This window comes from Ideonella aquatica (assembly GCF_018069755.1).
In the GTDB taxonomy this organism is placed as follows: Bacteria; Pseudomonadota; Gammaproteobacteria; order Burkholderiales; family Burkholderiaceae_C; genus Ideonella; species Ideonella aquatica.
Genome location: NZ_JAGQDE010000003.1, coordinates 1 through 16,351, shown reverse-complemented (window position 1 = coordinate 16,351; position 16,351 = coordinate 1). Strand labels below are relative to the sequence as shown.

14 protein-coding genes and 1 other RNA gene are annotated in these 16,351 nt (G+C 69.2%); 10 read left to right on the top strand and 5 right to left on the bottom strand.

Annotated elements, in window-relative coordinates; all coding sequences use genetic code 11:
- Positions 1–121: 121 nt before the first annotated feature.
- Genes KAK06_RS04385 through KAK06_RS04360 form a run of 6 tightly spaced genes read left to right on the top strand, consistent with a single transcriptional unit; the run spans position 122 to position 7,905 of the window.
- Complete coding sequence (locus KAK06_RS04385) at positions 122–1,237, top strand: ABC transporter ATP-binding protein (RefSeq protein WP_210800707.1); 1,116 nt, start codon at positions 122–124, stop codon at positions 1,235–1,237.
- Entirely contained in the window at positions 1,234–2,424 is a 1,191-nt protein-coding gene (gene malE / locus KAK06_RS04380) for a maltose/maltodextrin ABC transporter substrate-binding protein MalE (RefSeq protein WP_210800706.1), read from the top strand. The genes KAK06_RS04385 and malE overlap by 4 nt, the downstream gene beginning before the upstream one ends.
- Positions 2,421–3,923: a maltose ABC transporter permease MalF gene (malF, locus tag KAK06_RS04375; RefSeq protein ID WP_210800705.1), complete on the top strand. Its 1,503-nt coding sequence runs from the start codon at positions 2,421–2,423 to the stop codon at positions 3,921–3,923. Before malE ends, malF begins: the two co-directional genes overlap by 4 nt.
- On the top strand, positions 3,923–4,813 hold the full coding sequence (gene malG / locus KAK06_RS04370; protein ID WP_210800704.1) for a maltose ABC transporter permease MalG: 891 nt from the start codon (positions 3,923–3,925) through the stop codon (positions 4,811–4,813). Before malF ends, malG begins: the two co-directional genes overlap by 1 nt.
- Positions 4,810–6,375 (top strand): alpha-amylase family glycosyl hydrolase, encoded by a 1,566-nt coding sequence (locus KAK06_RS04365; RefSeq protein WP_210800703.1) that lies wholly within the window; start codon positions 4,810–4,812, stop codon positions 6,373–6,375. The genes malG and KAK06_RS04365 overlap by 4 nt, the downstream gene beginning before the upstream one ends.
- 3 nt (positions 6,376–6,378) lie before the next feature.
- Positions 6,379–7,905, top strand: coding sequence for an alpha-amylase family glycosyl hydrolase (locus KAK06_RS04360; RefSeq protein ID WP_210800702.1), 1,527 nt, complete (start codon positions 6,379–6,381; stop codon positions 7,903–7,905).
- Positions 7,906–7,962: 57 nt separating this feature from the next.
- On the opposite strand, the gene KAK06_RS04355 is transcribed toward KAK06_RS04360, so the two are convergent.
- The 4 genes from KAK06_RS04355 to rnpB all read right to left on the bottom strand — a co-directional run bounded on the left by KAK06_RS04355 (position 7,963) and on the right by rnpB (position 11,205).
- Positions 7,963–9,024: a carbonic anhydrase gene (locus KAK06_RS04355; protein ID WP_247652654.1), complete on the bottom strand. Its 1,062-nt coding sequence runs from the start codon at positions 9,022–9,024 to the stop codon at positions 7,963–7,965.
- A 73-nt stretch (positions 9,025–9,097) separates the two neighbouring features.
- The gene (locus KAK06_RS04350; protein ID WP_210800701.1) at positions 9,098–9,544 is read right to left on the bottom strand and encodes a rhodanese-like domain-containing protein; all 447 of its coding nucleotides are present in this window, start codon (positions 9,542–9,544) and stop codon (positions 9,098–9,100) included.
- A 41-nt stretch (positions 9,545–9,585) separates the two neighbouring features.
- On the bottom strand, positions 9,586–10,794 hold the full coding sequence (locus KAK06_RS04345) for a multidrug effflux MFS transporter (protein WP_210800700.1): 1,209 nt from the start codon (positions 10,792–10,794) through the stop codon (positions 9,586–9,588).
- 19 nt (positions 10,795–10,813) lie between these two features.
- Positions 10,814–11,205: RNase P RNA component class A (gene rnpB / locus KAK06_RS04340), an RNA gene on the bottom strand.
- Positions 11,206–11,331: 126 nt separating this feature from the next.
- On the opposite strand from rnpB, the gene cysK reads away from it, so the two are divergent.
- The 4 genes from cysK (at position 11,332) to KAK06_RS04320 (ending at position 14,950) form a co-directional block, all read left to right on the top strand.
- Entirely contained in the window at positions 11,332–12,252 is a 921-nt protein-coding gene (gene cysK / locus KAK06_RS04335) for a cysteine synthase A (RefSeq protein ID WP_210800699.1), read from the top strand.
- Positions 12,253–12,372: 120 nt separating this feature from the next.
- The gene (locus tag KAK06_RS04330) at positions 12,373–13,164 is read left to right on the top strand and encodes a hypothetical protein (protein WP_210800698.1); all 792 of its coding nucleotides are present in this window, start codon (positions 12,373–12,375) and stop codon (positions 13,162–13,164) included.
- 31 nt (positions 13,165–13,195) lie between these two features.
- On the top strand, positions 13,196–13,978 hold the full coding sequence (locus KAK06_RS04325; protein ID WP_210800697.1) for a hypothetical protein: 783 nt from the start codon (positions 13,196–13,198) through the stop codon (positions 13,976–13,978).
- A gap of 177 nt (positions 13,979–14,155) precedes the next feature.
- Positions 14,156–14,950: a hypothetical protein gene (locus KAK06_RS04320; RefSeq protein WP_210800696.1), complete on the top strand. Its 795-nt coding sequence runs from the start codon at positions 14,156–14,158 to the stop codon at positions 14,948–14,950.
- Positions 14,951–15,021: 71 nt separating this feature from the next.
- Here KAK06_RS04320 and pyrC read toward each other — a convergent pair whose 3' ends face one another.
- A complete protein-coding gene (gene pyrC, locus KAK06_RS04315; RefSeq protein WP_210800695.1) occupies positions 15,022–16,056 on the bottom strand; it encodes a dihydroorotase in 1,035 nt (344 codons plus the stop codon).
- Positions 16,057–16,351: the final 295 nt, after the last annotated feature.

Sequence of the window (16,351 nt, the reverse complement as noted above, 5' to 3'; positions counted from 1 at the left end):
TCTACATAGGTGCATGACCGGGAAAACCCCGCCATCACATCGGTTCGAAGCACCCGTCTTGCGATGTATATTCGCTACATTCCGACCGGCCAACACCGGTCACAGCCTTTCGGAGACCGGCATGGCAGAAGTGAAGCTCGTCAACGTGCAGAAAGCCTATGGCGACGCCGTGGTGCTCAAGGACATCCACCTGCAGGTGCGCGACGGCGAGTTCATGGTCTTTGTCGGCCCCTCGGGCTGCGGCAAGTCCACGCTGCTGCGCACCATCGCCGGGCTCGAGGACATCACCGGCGGCGAACTCAGCATTGGCGGCCGCGTGGTCAATGACGTGCCGCCGGCCGAGCGTGGCGTGGCCATGGTGTTCCAGAGCTACGCGCTCTACCCGCACATGGACCTCTACGAGAACATGGCCTTCGGCCTGAAGCTCGCCAAGGTGCCCAAGGACGAGATCGACCGCGCCGTGCAGTCGGCCGCGAAGATCCTCAACATCGACCACCTGCTGCACCGCAAGCCCAAGGACCTGTCGGGCGGCCAGCGCCAGCGCGTGGCCATCGGCCGCGCCATCGTGCGCAAGCCGCAGGTCTTCCTGTTCGACGAACCGCTGTCCAATCTGGATACGGCGCTGCGCGTGAAGATGCGCTACGAGTTCGCCAAGCTGCACGAGGACCTGAAGACCACGATGATCTACGTCACCCACGACCAGGTCGAGGCGATGACGCTGGCCGACCGCATCGTGGTGCTGTCGGCGGGCAAGATCGAGCAGGTGGGCTCGCCGCTGGAGCTGTATGAGCACCCTGACAACCTCTTCGTCGCCGGCTTCATCGGCTCGCCGGCCATGAACTTCCTGCCCGGCACGATCGTCAGCGCCAGTGGCGCCGAGGCGGTGGTGCGCCTGGCCACCCAGGAAACCGTGCGCTGCGAGGTGGACGCCGCCCGCGCCCAGCCGGGCGACACCGTGACCCTGGGCATCCGCCCCGAGCATTTCGTGGTCAGCCATGCCGACAACCGCATCCAGGCGCAGGTGACGTTTGTCGAGCAACTGGGCAGCGCCACCTTCGCCTACAGCACCCTGCCCGGCACCGACAGCACGCTGACCTGCCAACTCGACGGCGCGCTGCGCCTGAAGAGCGGCGAGGCCCTGACGCTGGGCGTGCCCGCTGGCGCCTGCCATTTGTTCGATGCGCAGGGCCTGGCCTTCCGCCGCCACGCCGCTACCGAGCTGCGCCAGGCCGCATGACCGCACGCGCCCGGATCCTGCGCCGCCCGCTGGCGGCGCTGCTGCTGGCCGCCTGCACGGGCGTGCTGGCGGCGCCGCCGCGCCTGCTGGTCTGGATCAATGGCGACAAGGGCTACAACGGCCTGCAGCAGGTGGGCGATGCCTTCACCGCGGTCAGTGGCGTGCCGGTGGTGGTGCAGCACCCCGAGGGCGCGCCCGACAAGTTCCAGGCCGCCGCCGCGGCTGGCAAGGGCCCCGACATCTTCTGCTGGCCGCATGACCGCGCCGGCGAATGGGCGCGCTCGGGCCTGATCGTGCCGGTGCACCCCTCGCCCGCCGTGCGCCAGGGCATCGATGACTTCGCCTGGAAGGCCTTCGTCTACCGCGGCAAGACCTGGGGCTACCCGCTGGCCATCGAAGCGATCGGCCTGGTCTACAACAAGGCGCTGGTGACCACGCCGCCGGCCACGGTGGACGAGCTGATCGCGCTGGATCGCCAGCTGCAGACCCAGGGCCGGCATGCGCTGCTGTGGGACTACAACAAGAGCTTCTTCACCTGGCCGCTGCTGGCCGGTGCCGGCGGCTTTGTCTTCGGCCGCAATGCGCAGGGCGAGCTGGACCCGGCGCAGATCGGCGTCAACACCCCCGGCGCGGTGCGCGGCGCCCAGGCGCTGGCGCGCCTGATCGAGGGCGGCCACATGCCACGCGGCGCGCGCTACTCCGAGATGGAAGCCGGCTTCGCCCAGGGCAAGGTGGCGATGATGATCACCGGCCCCTGGGCCTGGGACAACGCGCGCAAGGCCGGCATCGACATCGGCGTGGCGCCGCTGCCCGCGGTGGTGCCCGGCCAACCCAGCAAGCCCTTTGCCGGCGTGCTGGGCTGCATGATCGCTGCGCCCAGCCCGAACAAGGACATCGCGCGCCTGTTCATCGAGGAGCACCTGCTGCGCGTTGACAGCCTGAAGACCATCTCGGCCGACGTGCCGCTGGGCACGCCCGCCAACACCGCCTACTACGCCGAGCTGGCCGGTGACCCGAAGATCGCCGCCACCATGGCCAACGCCCGCGCCGGTGAGCCGCTGCCCAACATTCCTGAAACCGGCCGCTTCTGGCCGGCGATGGACGCCGCGCTGGAGGCCATCACCCAGGGCCGCCAGTCCCCGAAGGAGGCGCTGGACGGCGCCGCAGCCCGGATGCAGGCCCGATGACGCCCCGCCGCTGGACCTTGGCCGCCAGCCTGCTGGCCGAGATGGCCCTGCTGTGGCTGGTCACCGGCATGATGCGCGCCGACAACCCCGTGTGGGCGGTGGCCGTGCTGGTGCTGGGCAGCTCGGCGATTGCCACCTACGGCCTGGGCCGCTCGCTGGCCTGGCGCTACCTGTACCCGGGCGTGGTGGCGATGATCGTCTTCATCGCCTTCCCGCTGCTCTACACGGTGCAGATCGGCTTCACCAACTACTCGGCCAACAACCTGCTCACCGAGGAACGCGCCCGCGCCTACCTGCTCGAGCAGGCCGAGGTGGCCATGGAGCGCGCCCTGCCCTACACCGCGCACCGCGACGCCGGTGGCCAGGTGCGCCTGGTGTTCAGCGCCACCGACGGCAGCCGCCTGGCCACGCCGGTACTCGGGGAGGCCCCCTCCACACCGCTGCCCTTGCAAGCGCTGGCTGGCGAGCCTGGCGAGGCGCTGGACCTGCGCGCACTGATCGCCCTGCGTGAAACGCTGCGGCCGCTGAAGGTGACCGGTCCCGACGGCACGGTGCTGGCCTATGCCGGCCTGCGCGAGTTCGCCCCCTTCACGCCGCTGTGGACGGCCGCTGACGGCGGCGCCTTGCGCCAGCCCGTCACCGGCACACTGTACGCGCCCGACCGCGACAGCGGCTTCTTCACCGCGCCCGACGGCACCCGGCTGCAGCCGGGCTTCCAGGTCAACGTCGGCTGGGGCAACTACCAGCGCCTGTTCGGCGACCCGGACATGCGCGGCCCTTTCGGCTCGATCTTCATCTGGACCGTGGCCTTTGCCGGGCTGACGGTCCTGTTCTCGGCGGCCATCGGCGGCACGCTGGCGGTGGTGCTGAACTGGGAGGCGCTGAAGTACCGCACGCTCTACCGCACGCTGCTGTTCCTGCCGTATGCGGTGCCGGGCTTCATCTCCATCCTGGTGTTCAAGGGCCTGTTCAACCAGAACTTTGGCGAGATCAACGCCATCCTCGACCACCTCTTCGGCATCAAGCCCGCCTGGTTCGCCGACCCGGCGCTGGCCCGCACGATGATCCTGATCGTCAACACCTGGCTGGGCTACCCGTATTTCCTGGTGCTGTGCACCGGCCTGATCAAGGCGATTCCGTCGGACCTGTACGAGGCCTCGGCCATCGCCGGCGCCAGCCCCTGGGTGAACTTCCGGCGCATCACGCTGCCGCTGATCATCCGCCCGCTCACCCCCCTGCTGATCAGCGCCTTCGCGTTCAACTTCAACAACTTCGTGCTGATCAGCCTGCTCACCGACGGCCGGCCCGACTACCTCAACACCAAGCTGCCGGCCGGCACCACCGACATCCTGGTCAGCTACACCTACCGCATCGCCTTCACCGACGCCGGCGCCAACTTCGGCCTGGCCGCAGCGATCTCCACGGTGATCTTCGCGCTGGTGGCGGTGCTGTCGCTGCTGAACCTGAAACTCACCCAGGCGCAGGAAGGGAAACGCTGATGCCCATCGTCACCGGCAAGAGTCACCGCTGGCGTGTCATCGCCACCCATGCGGCGCTGTGGGCGCTGATCGCCGTCACGCTGTTTCCGCTGCTGGCCATCATCAGCATCTCGCTGCGGCCGGGCAATTTCGCGATCGGCCAGCTGATCCCCGAGCGCATCAGCTTCGAGCACTGGCAGCTGGCGCTGGGCATCCCGGTCACGCAGCCCGACGGCACCGTCGTGCAGCCGCCCTTTCCGGTGCTGCTGTGGCTGTGGAACTCGATAAAGGTGGCCTTCATCTCGTCGGCCGGCATCGTGCTGCTCTCCACCACCGCGGCCTATGCGTTTGCGCGGCTGCGCTTTCGTTTCAAGGCGCCGCTGATGAACAGCCTGCTGCTGCTGCAGATGTTCCCGGTAGCGGTGGCGCTGGTGGCGGTCTACGCCATCTTCGACGCGATCGGGCGCTGGGTGCCCTGGCTGGGCGTGGAGACCCACGGCGGCCTGATCCTGGCCTACCTGGGCGGCATCGGCATGCACGTCTGGACGATCAAGGGCTACTTCGACACCGTGCCGGCCGAGATCGAGGAATGCGCCAAGGTCGACGGCGCCACCAGCTGGCAGGCCTTCTGGCGTGTGCTGCTGCCGATGGCGGTGCCGATCCTGGTGGTGGTCTTCGTGCTGGCCTTCATCGGCACCATCATCGAGTACCCGATCGCCTCGGTGCTGCTGCGCGAGGAGCCCCACCTCACGCTGGCGGTGGGCTCCAAGTACTACCTCTACGACCAGAAGTACCTGTGGGGCGACTTTGCCGCGGCCGCCGTGCTGTCGGGCCTGCCGATCACCGCGGTGTTCCTGCTGGCCCAGCGCTGGATCGTCTCGGGCCTGACCTCCGGAGGTGTCAAGGGATGAAACGCCGCAGCATGCTGGCCGCGCTGGCCCTGGCCGGCCTGGGCCCGGCCCTGGCCGCCGACAGCGTCTACGACCGCCGCGAGCGCGACTGGCGCAACGGTGAGGTGGTCTACCAGGTCATCGTCGACCGCTTCGCGCCCAGCGCCAACCTGGAGGCCAAGCGGGCGCTCTACCCTGCGCCCAAACGCCTGCGCGGCTGGGACGAGGTGCCCGCGGCCGGCGTGCAGCTGCCCGAGTACAAGGTCAACTCGGCCGAACTGGACTTCTGGGGCGGCGACCTGGCCAGCACCAGCGCCCACCTGTCGCACCTGCGCGACCTGGGCGCCGACGTGCTGTACCTCAACCCCATCCACCTGGCCTGGACCAACCACAAGTACGACGCGCTGGACTACCAGGCCATCTCGCCCGAGTACGGCAGCCGCGCTGACTTCAAGCGCCTGGCCGCGCAGGCCCATGGCCTGGGGCTGAGGGTGGTGCTCGACGGCGTGTTCAACCACATGGGCCGCAACGCGCCGATCTTCCAGCAGGCGCTGGCCGACCCGAAGAGCCCCTACCGCCACTGGTTCGCGATCGGTCCGCAGTACGCCGGTGGCGCGCGGGTGTGGACGGGATTCCAGAACCACCCCGAGCTGAACCTCGAGCACCTGCCGGTGCGCCGCCACCTGTGGCTGGACCGCGATTCGGTGCTGCGCAGCTACCTGCGCGATGGCGCCGACGGCTGGCGCCTGGACACCGCCTACGAGCTGGGCCCGCGCTTCCTGCGTGAGCTGACCGACGCCGCCCACCGCGAGAAGCCCGGCTCGCTGGTGGTGGGCGAGATCGTCAACTGGCCTGACCGCTGGCTGCGCTCGCACGACGCGGTGATGGGCTTCACGCTGCGCCTGATGCTGTTCGACCTGGCCCGCGGCCAGGTGAGTGGCGGCACCACCGGCCGGCGCATCGACGCGCTGGTGAAGACCTCCGGCATCCTGCCCACGCTACGCTCCTGGAACCTGCTGGACAACCACGACCTGCCGCGCCTGCACACCGAATTCCCCGAAGCCGCGCCGCGCCGTCTGCTGCAGGCGCTGCAGTTCACGCTGCCCGGCGCACCCAACCTGTACTACGGAGTGGAAGTGGGCATGGAAGGCGGCCCCGACCCGGCCAACCGCGGCCCGATGCGCTGGGATCGCGTGCAGGCCAGCCACCCCGAGCTGGCCTGGGTGCGGCGGTTGATCGCGCTGCGCCGCGAACACCGCGCCCTGCGCATCGGCGACCACGTCGCGCTGGATGGCGAGCGCCTGCTGGCCTTCCTGCGCCACACCGACCGGCCGCTGGACAGCCGCGTGGTGGTGGCCAACCCCACCCGCGAGCCGGTGAAGGAGCGCCTGCCGGTGCCCGACGCCTGGCTGATGGACGGCACGCCAATGGTCGATGTGCTGAACAGCGCGGGCGGCACGCCAGCCCGCTTCACGCTGATCGCCGGTCTGCTGGAGGTGGAGGTGCCACCGCAGAGCGTGCTGGTGCTGCAGCCCCGCCCCGAGCCGATGGGCGGCTACGACCGCTACAAGCGGGTGCCCTGACCAATGGACTACGCCAACCGACACGACCAGGCCCTGGCCGGCACCTTCGAGCGCCGCGAGGCCGACTGGCGCTGCGGCGCCGTGGTCTACCAGGTGCTGGTCGACCGCTTTGCGCCCAGCGCCGATCTGGACGCCAAGCGCCACCTCTACCCCGCGCCCAAGCGCCTGCGCGCCTGGCACGAACAGCCGCGCGCCGGACAGTACCTGGCCGACGCCAAGGTCTGGAGCCACGAGATCGATTTCTGGGGCGGCGACCTCGCCAGCACCGCCAGCCGCCTGGACCATGTGCAGGGCCTGGGCGCCGACGTGCTCTACCTCAACCCCATCCACGCCGCGTACACCAACCACAAGTACGACGCGCTCGACTGGACCGCCGTGTCGCCCGAGTTCGGCAGCCGCGACGACCTGCGCGCACTGGCCGATGCGGTGCATGCCCGCGGCATGAAGCTGGTGCTCGACGGCGTGTTCAACCACATGGGCCGCAACGCCCCGGCCTTCCAGCAGGCCCTGGCCGATCCGGCCGCGCCCACCCGTGCGTGGTTTGATTTCAACGACACACTGCCCGGCGGCGCCCGCGCCTGGTTCCGCGCCCAGAACCTGCCCGAGGTGGTGATGGAGCACCCGGCGGTGCGCGAGCACATCCATGCCGGTGCGAACTCGGTGGTGCGCCAGGCGCTGCGCGATGGCGTCGATGGCTGGCGCCTGGACGTGGCGCACGACATCGGCTTCAACCTGCTGGAAGACCTGACCCGCTCGGCCCACGCCGAGAAGCCCGGCTCACTGGTGGTGGGCGAGACCTGGAACTACCCCAGGGAGTGGTTCCCGTCGCTGGACGCGGTGATGAACTTCACCGTGCGCGAGGTGCTGCTGCGCACGATGCGCGGCCAGATCCCCGGCCCGGTGGCGGCGCGGATGATCCAGCGCGTGGTCGACGAAGCCGGCATCGAGAACATGCTGCGCAGCTGGCTGATGCTGGACAACCACGACACCATCCGCCTGGCCACCGCGCTGCCCGACCCTGCGGCGCGGCGCCTGGCCCAGGTGCTGCAGTTCACCCTGCCTGGCGCGCCCAACCTGTACTACGGCAGCGAGCTGGGCCTGGCCGGGGGTGACGACCCGGAGATGCGCGCCCCGATGCCCTGGGACCAGGTGAGCGACGATCACCCCGAGCTGCGCTGGACCAAGCAGCTGATCGCGCTGCGCCGCGCGCACCGGGCTTTGCGGGTGGGCGAACTGCGCGAGATCACCAGCGCCCGGCTGCTGGCCTTCGAGCGCCACACCGACCGCGTGGCCGACACCGTGCTGGTGCTGGCCAACCCCAGCGACCAGCCGGTCGAGGACCACGTGCTGGTGGCCAACTCGAAGATCATGAATTTCTCGCCGCTGCGCGACCTGCTGACGGGCGAGCCGTCCCCGATCGTGCCGGTGGCCGGTCTGCTGGGCGTGACCGTGCCGGCCTGGGGTGTGCTGGTGCTGAGCCCGGACACCGCGCCCATCGAGGGCTACACCACCTACAAGCGGGTGCAGTAGCGCGTGCTCAGGCGCCCCGGGCAGCCCACGGCCGCGCCGGGCAGCCTCAGGGGTGGTTCACTGCCCTTCCTTGATCATCCGCCCCGCGGTCTTCTGGATCGGCCGGGCGTTCATCGGGTACAGGCGCGCGAAGATGCCAATCTGCTGCGGGCTCAGCTGCACCGGCTCCTTCATCACCATCCACAGCACGCCCTCGCTGCACGGCGGCGTGGTCAGCGAGCCCATGTAGGTGTAGTAGCGGCGATCCTTGGGCAGCAGTTGGTTCAGGTCCAGCGCGGTGGGCGCCGGCTCGGCCACGCCCTTCTCCAGCGGCAGCGCGTTCCACACCGCCTGGATCAGCGGGTGGGCGGTGCCGCGGTCCAGCATCACCGCCACCACCGCCAGGCGGCCGTCCAGGTCCTTGTGGACCAGGTGAACGACCATGTCGAACTGGCGGCCGTTGATGCGCTCCTCCGACGGGCGGTGGAAGTGGAACTGCAGCAGCTCGAAACGCTTGCCCTGCACGCTGATCGAATTGCCCTGCGGCAGGTTGACCTGCACGGTGTGGCCGTTGTCGATCACCGAGAAGCCGGTGGGGATGTAGGCGAACTCGATGGGCTGCAGCTCCAACGGGATGCCGTCTCGGATGTCGATCGGGCTCTGGCGCTGGCCGCTGGCGCAGGTGGCGAACTCCGGCTTGAGCGCACCCCAGGCCTGCGGGCCGTTGACGCCCTCGTACGCCCAGTGCGGGTCGTGGGCGGCGTGCGGCAGCAGTTGCGCTGCCACCCCGGGGCTGGCATGGCCGCCATGCCCGTCCCCTGCGTGTTCGGCCGCCTTGGGCGCGGCACGGCGCACCGGCTCGGACGGCGCCTCGGACTTGTTGGTCACCCGCAGCACGTAGCCGCTCTTGGCCTCGGGCGCCTTGGTGGCGCCCAGCCGCGCGGCGAGCCGCTCGCGCAGCTCGTCCATCGAAATGCTTTCCTTGCCATGGCTGGCCTTGCCCTCGGCCTTGGGCTCCGCCGCGGGTTTGGCGGCGGGCTTGGCCGCCGGTTCAGCATGGCCATGGTCAGCGGACCAGGCCGGCGCGGCGCTCAGGGCCAGCAGCAGGAGGGCGAGACGGGGGTGGAACCTGTCGGACATGGGTGTTCTCCGATCCGGCCGATCCGGACCTCACCGTCCTGTATCGGACACCCGCTGGCCAACTTGAGGCGCCTCAGCGTGCTGCCGGCACGCTCTGACTTTTTTTCCAAGCCTGGAAGCCCCCCGCCACCGACAAGGCCTTGGGGTAGCCCAGCGAGCGCAGCATGCGCGCCGCCGCCAGGCTGCGGCGGCCGCTGTTGCACACGCACAGCAGCAGGTGGTCGCGCGCGTGGTGCAGTTGGTTGATCATCGTGAAGAAGGTCTTGGCGTCGATGTCCTTGGGCGTGCCGGCGTCCAGGATGTCCTGCTCGTCCTCGCTGAGCGAATCGCCCAGCATCACCTTGACCTCGAAGAGCGGGATGTGGACGGTGCCGGGAATGGCACCCTTCATCTCGATCTCGAAGGACTGGCGGATGTCGATCAGCGTGCCCAGCTCCAGCTTGCACAGCTCCAGCGCGGCAGCCAGCGAGATCTCCAGGCCCTCGGTGTCGGGCTGGTCAGGGGTGTCGGCGGCGTCCATCGGGTCTCCTGGGTAGTCGACCGGATTGTCGCCGCTTCGGCTCAGGCGGGCACGCGGCGTCGCACCCAGTGCCAGGCCAGCAGCCCGATGCCCATCAGGCCCAGCGAGGTCAGCGCCAGTGCCAGCGCCGAATGCATCACCAGGGGTGCGATCACCCCCGCCACGAAGGCGTTGGCCACGCTGCCCAGGCAGGCCTGCAGCGAGCTGGCCATGCCGCGCCGCTCAGGCGCCTGGTCCAGCACCAGCAGCGTGACCACCGGCACCATCAGCGCCCAGCCGAAGGCGAACACCGCGATCAGGGGCAGCGCCCAGGCCGGGTGCGGTGTCAGCAGCGCATTCATCGCCACGTTCAGCAGCGACACGCCGACCATGATGCGAAAACCCCGGCGGATCTGCCGGGTGCGCTCGATGCGCCCGGCCAGCCGACCGGACCACCAGGCCCCGGCCATGATGCCGCCGATGGTCAGCAGGAAGAACCAGAAGAATTCGGTGGGGCCCAGGTGCAGGATGTCACCCAGGAATACCGGCGCCGACAGCACGTAGAGGAACATGCCGTTGAAGGGCACCCCCGACGCAAAGGCCAGCGCCAGGAACACCGGGTTGCTGACCATCTGCCAGTAGCCCTGCATCAGCGGCTGCGCCTCAAAGGGCTGGCGCTGGCTGGGGTGCAGCGACTCGGGCAGCATGCGCGCCATCGTGGCCATCAGTACCAGGCCCACGCCCACCAGGAACCAGAAGATCGCGTGCCAGCCCAGGTGCACGTACAGCCAGCCGCCGATGATCGGCGCCACCGCCGGCGCCACGCCAAAGTAGATGGTGACCTGCGACATCACCTTCTGCGCCTGGTCCGGATGGAACAGGTCGCGGATGATGGCCCGCGAGACCACCATGCCGGCACCTGCCGACATGCCCTGCAAGGCGCGGAACAGCACCAGCTGGCCGATGCTCTGGCTCAGCGCGCAGCCCAGCGAGGCCAGCGTGAACACTGCCAGCCCGGCCAGCACCACCGGCCGGCGGCCGAAGCTGTCGGCCAGCGCGCCGTGGAACAGGTTCATCAGCGCAAAGCCCAGCAGGTAGGCCGACAGCGTCTGCTGCATCTGCACCGGCGTGGCACCCAGGCTCTGCGCAATGCCGGTGAAGGCCGGTAGGTAGGTGTCGATCGAGAACGGCCCGAGCATGCCCAGGCCGGCCAGCAGCGCGGCCAGCAACCAGCGCGGACCGCGCCAGACACGGGAAGCTTCGGGGTTCATCCGGTGAATGTCATGAAAAGAGTGAAGTCGACCGATAGGCCGGATTCTGTGCGGTGGGTCGCCCCACCGTGACCGCCATTCCTCTGGGCCGGGGTGTTGCCACCCTGGCTCGATGCCACCTACCCGCCGGCTCAGCGAGCCGCTTCAATGCCGGCCTATTTGGTGTTGCTGCGCGTAGAGATTGCCGCGTTTCACCCGCCCAGGGGTCGAACCCCTGGGCGGGTGAGCACGGCGCTGAACTGGCGTCCAGGCTGTGCCTCCGCTTCGGGAACCCTTGGGCGACTCGTCTCTGTGGCTCTGATCCGCACCTCGCGGTGGACGGGCGTTACCCGCTACGCTGCTCTATGCAGTCCGGACCTTCCTCCAGTGCGGCCTTTCGGCGAATGCACCAGCGGCGGTCTGGTCGGCTTCACGGCGGCGATTGTCCCATGCCGGCGAAAGCCCGCGCCCCGCGGCGGTTCATGAGAAGTGGAAAGAAGCTTATGCCCGTGGCGGCACACGGCTTGCGGCATCATCGGCGCACCACAGGAGACCGCCATGAAAGCCGCCAACGTCCTCGCCACCATCGGCAACACGCCACATATCCGCATCAACCGCCTGTTCGGCAACACCCATGAGGTCTGGGTCAAGTCCGAGCGCAGCAACCCGGGCGGCTCGGTCAAGGACCGCATCGCGCTGGCCATGATCGAGGCGGCCGAGGCCAGCGGGCAGCTGAAGCCCGGCGGCACGATCATCGAGCCCACCTCGGGCAACACCGGCGTCGGCCTGGCCATGGTGGCCGCGGTCAAGGGCTACAAGCTGGTGCTGGTGATGCCCGACAGCATGAGCGTCGAGCGCCGCCGCCTGATGCTGGCCTACGGCGCCAGCTTCGAGCTGACCCCGCGCGAGAAGGGCATGAAGGGCGCGATCGCCAAGGCCGAGGAACTGGCCGCCGCCACGCCCGGCGCCTGGATCCCGCAGCAGTTCGAGAACCCGGCCAACATCGACGTGCATGTGCGCACCACCGCGCAGGAGATCCTGGCCGACTTCCCCGAGGGCCTGGACGCGATCATCACCGGCGTCGGCACTGGCGGCCACCTGTCGGGCGTGGCCACCGTGCTGAAGGCGAAGTGGCCGCAGCTCAAGGTGTTCGCGGTCGAGCCCAGCCAGTCGCCGGTGATCTCCGGCGGCGCGCCCAGCCCGCACCCCATTCAAGGCATCGGCGCCGGCTTCGTGCCGAAGAACCTGAAGACCGAGCTGCTCGACGGCGTGATCCAGGTCGAGGCCGAGGAGGCCCGCGAATACGCCCGTCGCAGCGCCGCTCAGGAAGGCCTGCTGGTGGGCATCTCCAGCGGCGCCACGCTGGCAGCGATTGCGAAGAAGCTGCCCGAGCTGCCGGCCGGCGCCAAGGTGCTGGGTTTCAACTACGACACCGGTGAGCGCTACCTGTCGATCGAGGGCTTCCTGCCCGCGACTTGACGGCAGTCAAACTAGGGGGTCATCGGGCATTGTGTGGATGACCCCCGCCACGTCGGTCGGAACAATCGATTTCGACCGGTCGTGGGGTTCACGCTCCGGCAGCAGTTCCTGGAGGTGAACATGGAAAGCAGGATTCCCCGGCAGGTCGCCGCACTGGCGGCGTTGACGCTGGCCGGGTCGGCCTGGGCGGTCAAGGTGCCCACGCAGGACGATTTCAGCACGCCGGGCCTCAACCGCGCGCTGTGGATCGAGAGCGAGCAGGGCCGCTGGATCGAGGCCAAGCAGCTGCGCCTGGGGCGCTTCACCTATGGTGGCTCTGCCAGCGACAGCGGGCTGGTCGCCGACACCTTCAACGAGCCGCTGCTCGACGCCACGCCGCCCAAGGCGATGGGTGCCGACATCACCGTCGTCGACATCAAGACCGACGAGACCTGCGCCGCCAACGCGTTCATCACCGGCGCCCGGGCGCGCCTGATCGCCGCCTATTTCAACCAGCGCCCGGGTGGCCCGGTGCCGGGCGACCGCACCGGTGACGTGCTGGCCCAGATCCGCCTGGGCCGGGTGGTGAACTCCGCGCTGCCCCCGGGCCAGGTCGAGGTGCAGGGCATCCTGTCGACCTGCAACAACGCTGACTGCAGCGCCTCGACCGCGATCGGCGTCGTCAACTTCGCGCCGGTGGCGCTGGGCACCAAGGTGATCAGCCGGGTCGACTGGGCCAAAAAGGCCAAGACCTTCGACTTCACCGCCAACGGCGTGACACAGACCGTGGCCTACACCGGCTCAAGCGGCACGCCGCCGGTGCAGGGCTTCGTGCAGCCGAGCCTCCGCAACGAGGTGGCCAACTGCCTGAGCACGCCCAAGGTGAAGGCCGGCATCGTCGCGGATTTCGACAACGTGCGCTTCAGCTACTGAGCCGCGCCGCGACATCACACAGGAGTCCATGATGACGCACACGAAGCGCCTGTTTGCCGCCAGCACCCTGGTGCTGGCCAGCTTGTCCGCGGTCGCCGCCACGGTGAGCGACAACTTCAACCTGCCCGAGATCGACGCCACCCGCTGGTCGGCGCCCGAGAGCTACCGCTACGTCGACAACGGCCGCCTGTACCTGGGCCAGTGGGGCTTCGGCAACACGGCCAGCAACAGCGGGGTCACCGTGACCCAGCTGGGGCTCAGCCAGCTCGATACCTCGCCCGCGCGCGCGGTCAAGGTGACGATCGCGGTGGAGGACATCGATCGCCTCGACGGCTGCGCCGCCAACACCACGCCCAGCACGGCGCGGGCGCGGGTGATCGGCAACTACTTCAGCACCCGCGTGGGTGGTCCGGTGGCCGGTGACTTCACCGGCGACGTGCTGGCCCAGGCCTGGCTGCGCCGCTCGTCCAACTCCACCGATGCGCCGGGCGTCCTGCGGGTGGCTGGCGGCGTGCCGCAGTGCACCAACCTCGACTGCTCGACCTCGAACAACCTGGGCAGCGTCGACTTGGGCACCGCCAACGTCGGTGACAAGGTCACGCTGCAGATCGAGTGGGATGCGGCGAACAACCAGTTCCTGTTCATCCGCGACGGTGGCACGCCACTGGCCGTGCCCTACACGGTGACGATCACCGGCACGCCGGCCCGTCCGTTCAACAGCCTGACGGCGCGAGCCGAGGTGGCCAACTGCATGGCCGGCCGTGCCAAGGCCGGCATCGGCGCGCAGTTCGACAACTACGGCATCGTGCACTGAGCCCCACCTCCGGCACGCCAACGGCCCGGTCGTGACACGCTTCACGCCGGGCCGTCTGGCGTTCTAGGGGGCTGCGCCGTGCCGATACTGGGCACCGCATGCGAGGCTGCCCACAATCGAGGCGGTGGCGCAAGCGCCTCTCACCACAACCACACCCACACGCTCCGGAGCCGTCCCATGAAGATTCGCCTGATCCCCGCCGCCGTTGCCAGCCTGCTGGCACTGACCGCCCACGCTGCCCCCGTCAAGTACGACGACTTCAACGTCACCACCGGCATCGACCGCGTCAAGTGGAGCGAGAGCGAAGCCGCGCGCTACATCGACGGCAACAAGCTGACGCTGGGCCGCTTCCTGTACGGCAACACCTTGTCGGACACCGGGCTGACGATGGAGTCGTGGAACATGAGCGTGCCCATCCTCGCGCCGGTCAAGGGCCTGCGGGCGGATCTGACCATCGACGACATCAAGCAGGACGAGAGCTGCGCCGCCAACACCTCGGTCGGCATCTCCTCGGCCCGCCTGCTCGGCTCGTTCTTCAACATCCGTCCGGGCGGCCCGGTCCCGGGTGATCGCACCGGCGACGTGCTGGCGCAGGTGCGCGCGCGCCGCACCAGCAACTCGGTCGACGCGCCGGGCGTGCTGCAGGTTCAGGGCGTGCTGTCGCAGTGCACCGTCGCCGACTGCTCGGCCAGCGCCGCGCTGCCGGGCGTGCCGCTGGTGGTCTCGCTGGGCAGCGTGACGCCGGGCACGCCGATGCGCCTGCAGTTCGCGTGGGACAAGAAGACCAACACCTTCACCTATACCCGTGACGGCGCGATCACGGCGACCATCACCTACACCCAGGACGACAGCGTGGCGCCGGTCGCGGTGTTTGCCAACGTGTCGCTGCGCAACGAGATCCAGAACTGCCTCACCCAGCGCATCAAGGGCGGCATCGTCGGCATCTTCGACAACGTCTACGTGACCCAGTGATGCACGGCGGGGAGGCGCTGGAGGCGCCTCCCTGGCGGTGGGCCTGGCCCGACCCCGCCTGGCGGGGCGCGTCAGTCGATCTGGCGCCAGGCCAGGGTCTCGCCGCCGCGCAGCGGCTTGAGCTGCGCGTCGCCGAAGGGCACGGACTCGGGCAGCGTCAGCGCGTCGCGACGCAGCGTGACGGTTCCGGTGTTGACGGGCAGGCCGTAGAACGCCGGACCGTGGCGGCTGGCAAAGCCCTCGAGCTTGTCCAGGGCGCCTGCAGCATCGAAGGCCTCGGCATACAGCTCCAGCGCGCTCAGCGCGGTGAAGCACCCCGCGCCACACACCGACGCCTCCTTCATCACCGACGCGTGCGGCGCACTGTCAGTGCCCAGGAAGAAGCGGTCTGACCCGCTGGTGGCCGCCGCCACCAGGGCCTGGCGATGCACCTCGCGCTTGAGCACCGGCAGGCAGTAATAGTGCGGCCTCAAGCCCCCCTGGAAGATCGCGTTGCGGTTGTAGAGCAGGTGGTGCGCGGTGATCGTGGCTGCCGTGTGCGCACCGGCAGCCGCCACATACTGCGCGGCCTCCTGCGTGGTGATGTGCTCGAACACCACCTTCAACTCGGGAAAGTCGCGGCGCAGCGGCTGCATCACCTGCTCGATGAACACGGCTTCACGGTCGAACAGGTCGATCGCTGGATCGGTCACCTCGCCATGCACCAGCAGCAGCAGGCCCTCGCGCTGCATGGCCTCGAGCGTGGCGTAGGTCTTGCGCAGCTCGGTGACACCGGCATCGCTGTTGGTGGTGGCACCCGCCGGGTACAGCTTGAGCGCCACCACGCCCGCGTCCTTGGCGCGTCGGATCTCGTCGGGCGGCGTGTTGTCGGTCAGGTACAGCGTCATCAGCGGCGTGAAGTCCACGCCCGCCGGCACCGCCGCCTGGATGCGTTCACGGTAGGCCACCGCCTGCGCCGCCGTGGTCACCGGCGGACGCAGATTGGGCATGATGATCGCGCGACCGAACTGCCGTGCGGTATAGGGCACAACCGCCTGCATCGGCGCGCCATCGCGCACATGCAGGTGCCAGTCATCGGGGCGAATCAGTGTCAGGGTATCGCTCATGCCCCGATTGTCCCATTCCCCCCGGCGGCTCATGGTTGAGGTCGGCAACCTGCCCGGAGCGGCCGTAGGCCGCTTCGGGGCCATCGCGCTACCCCAACCGTGCCGCCAAGGGCTGGGCAGGCAGGCAGAGCCGGCCATTGGAGGGCGCCGAGCAGCGCAGGACTGCAGGGCAAGTCTTTCTGACTTGGCCCACATTGTCTGAGCACAGCGAGCCGCAGGCGAGCGGAGCGAGTTTGGGGGCCGCCCTGCAGTTCGAGCAGCGCAGGGGAGTCGGCGCAGCCGACCGCCCTCGCTG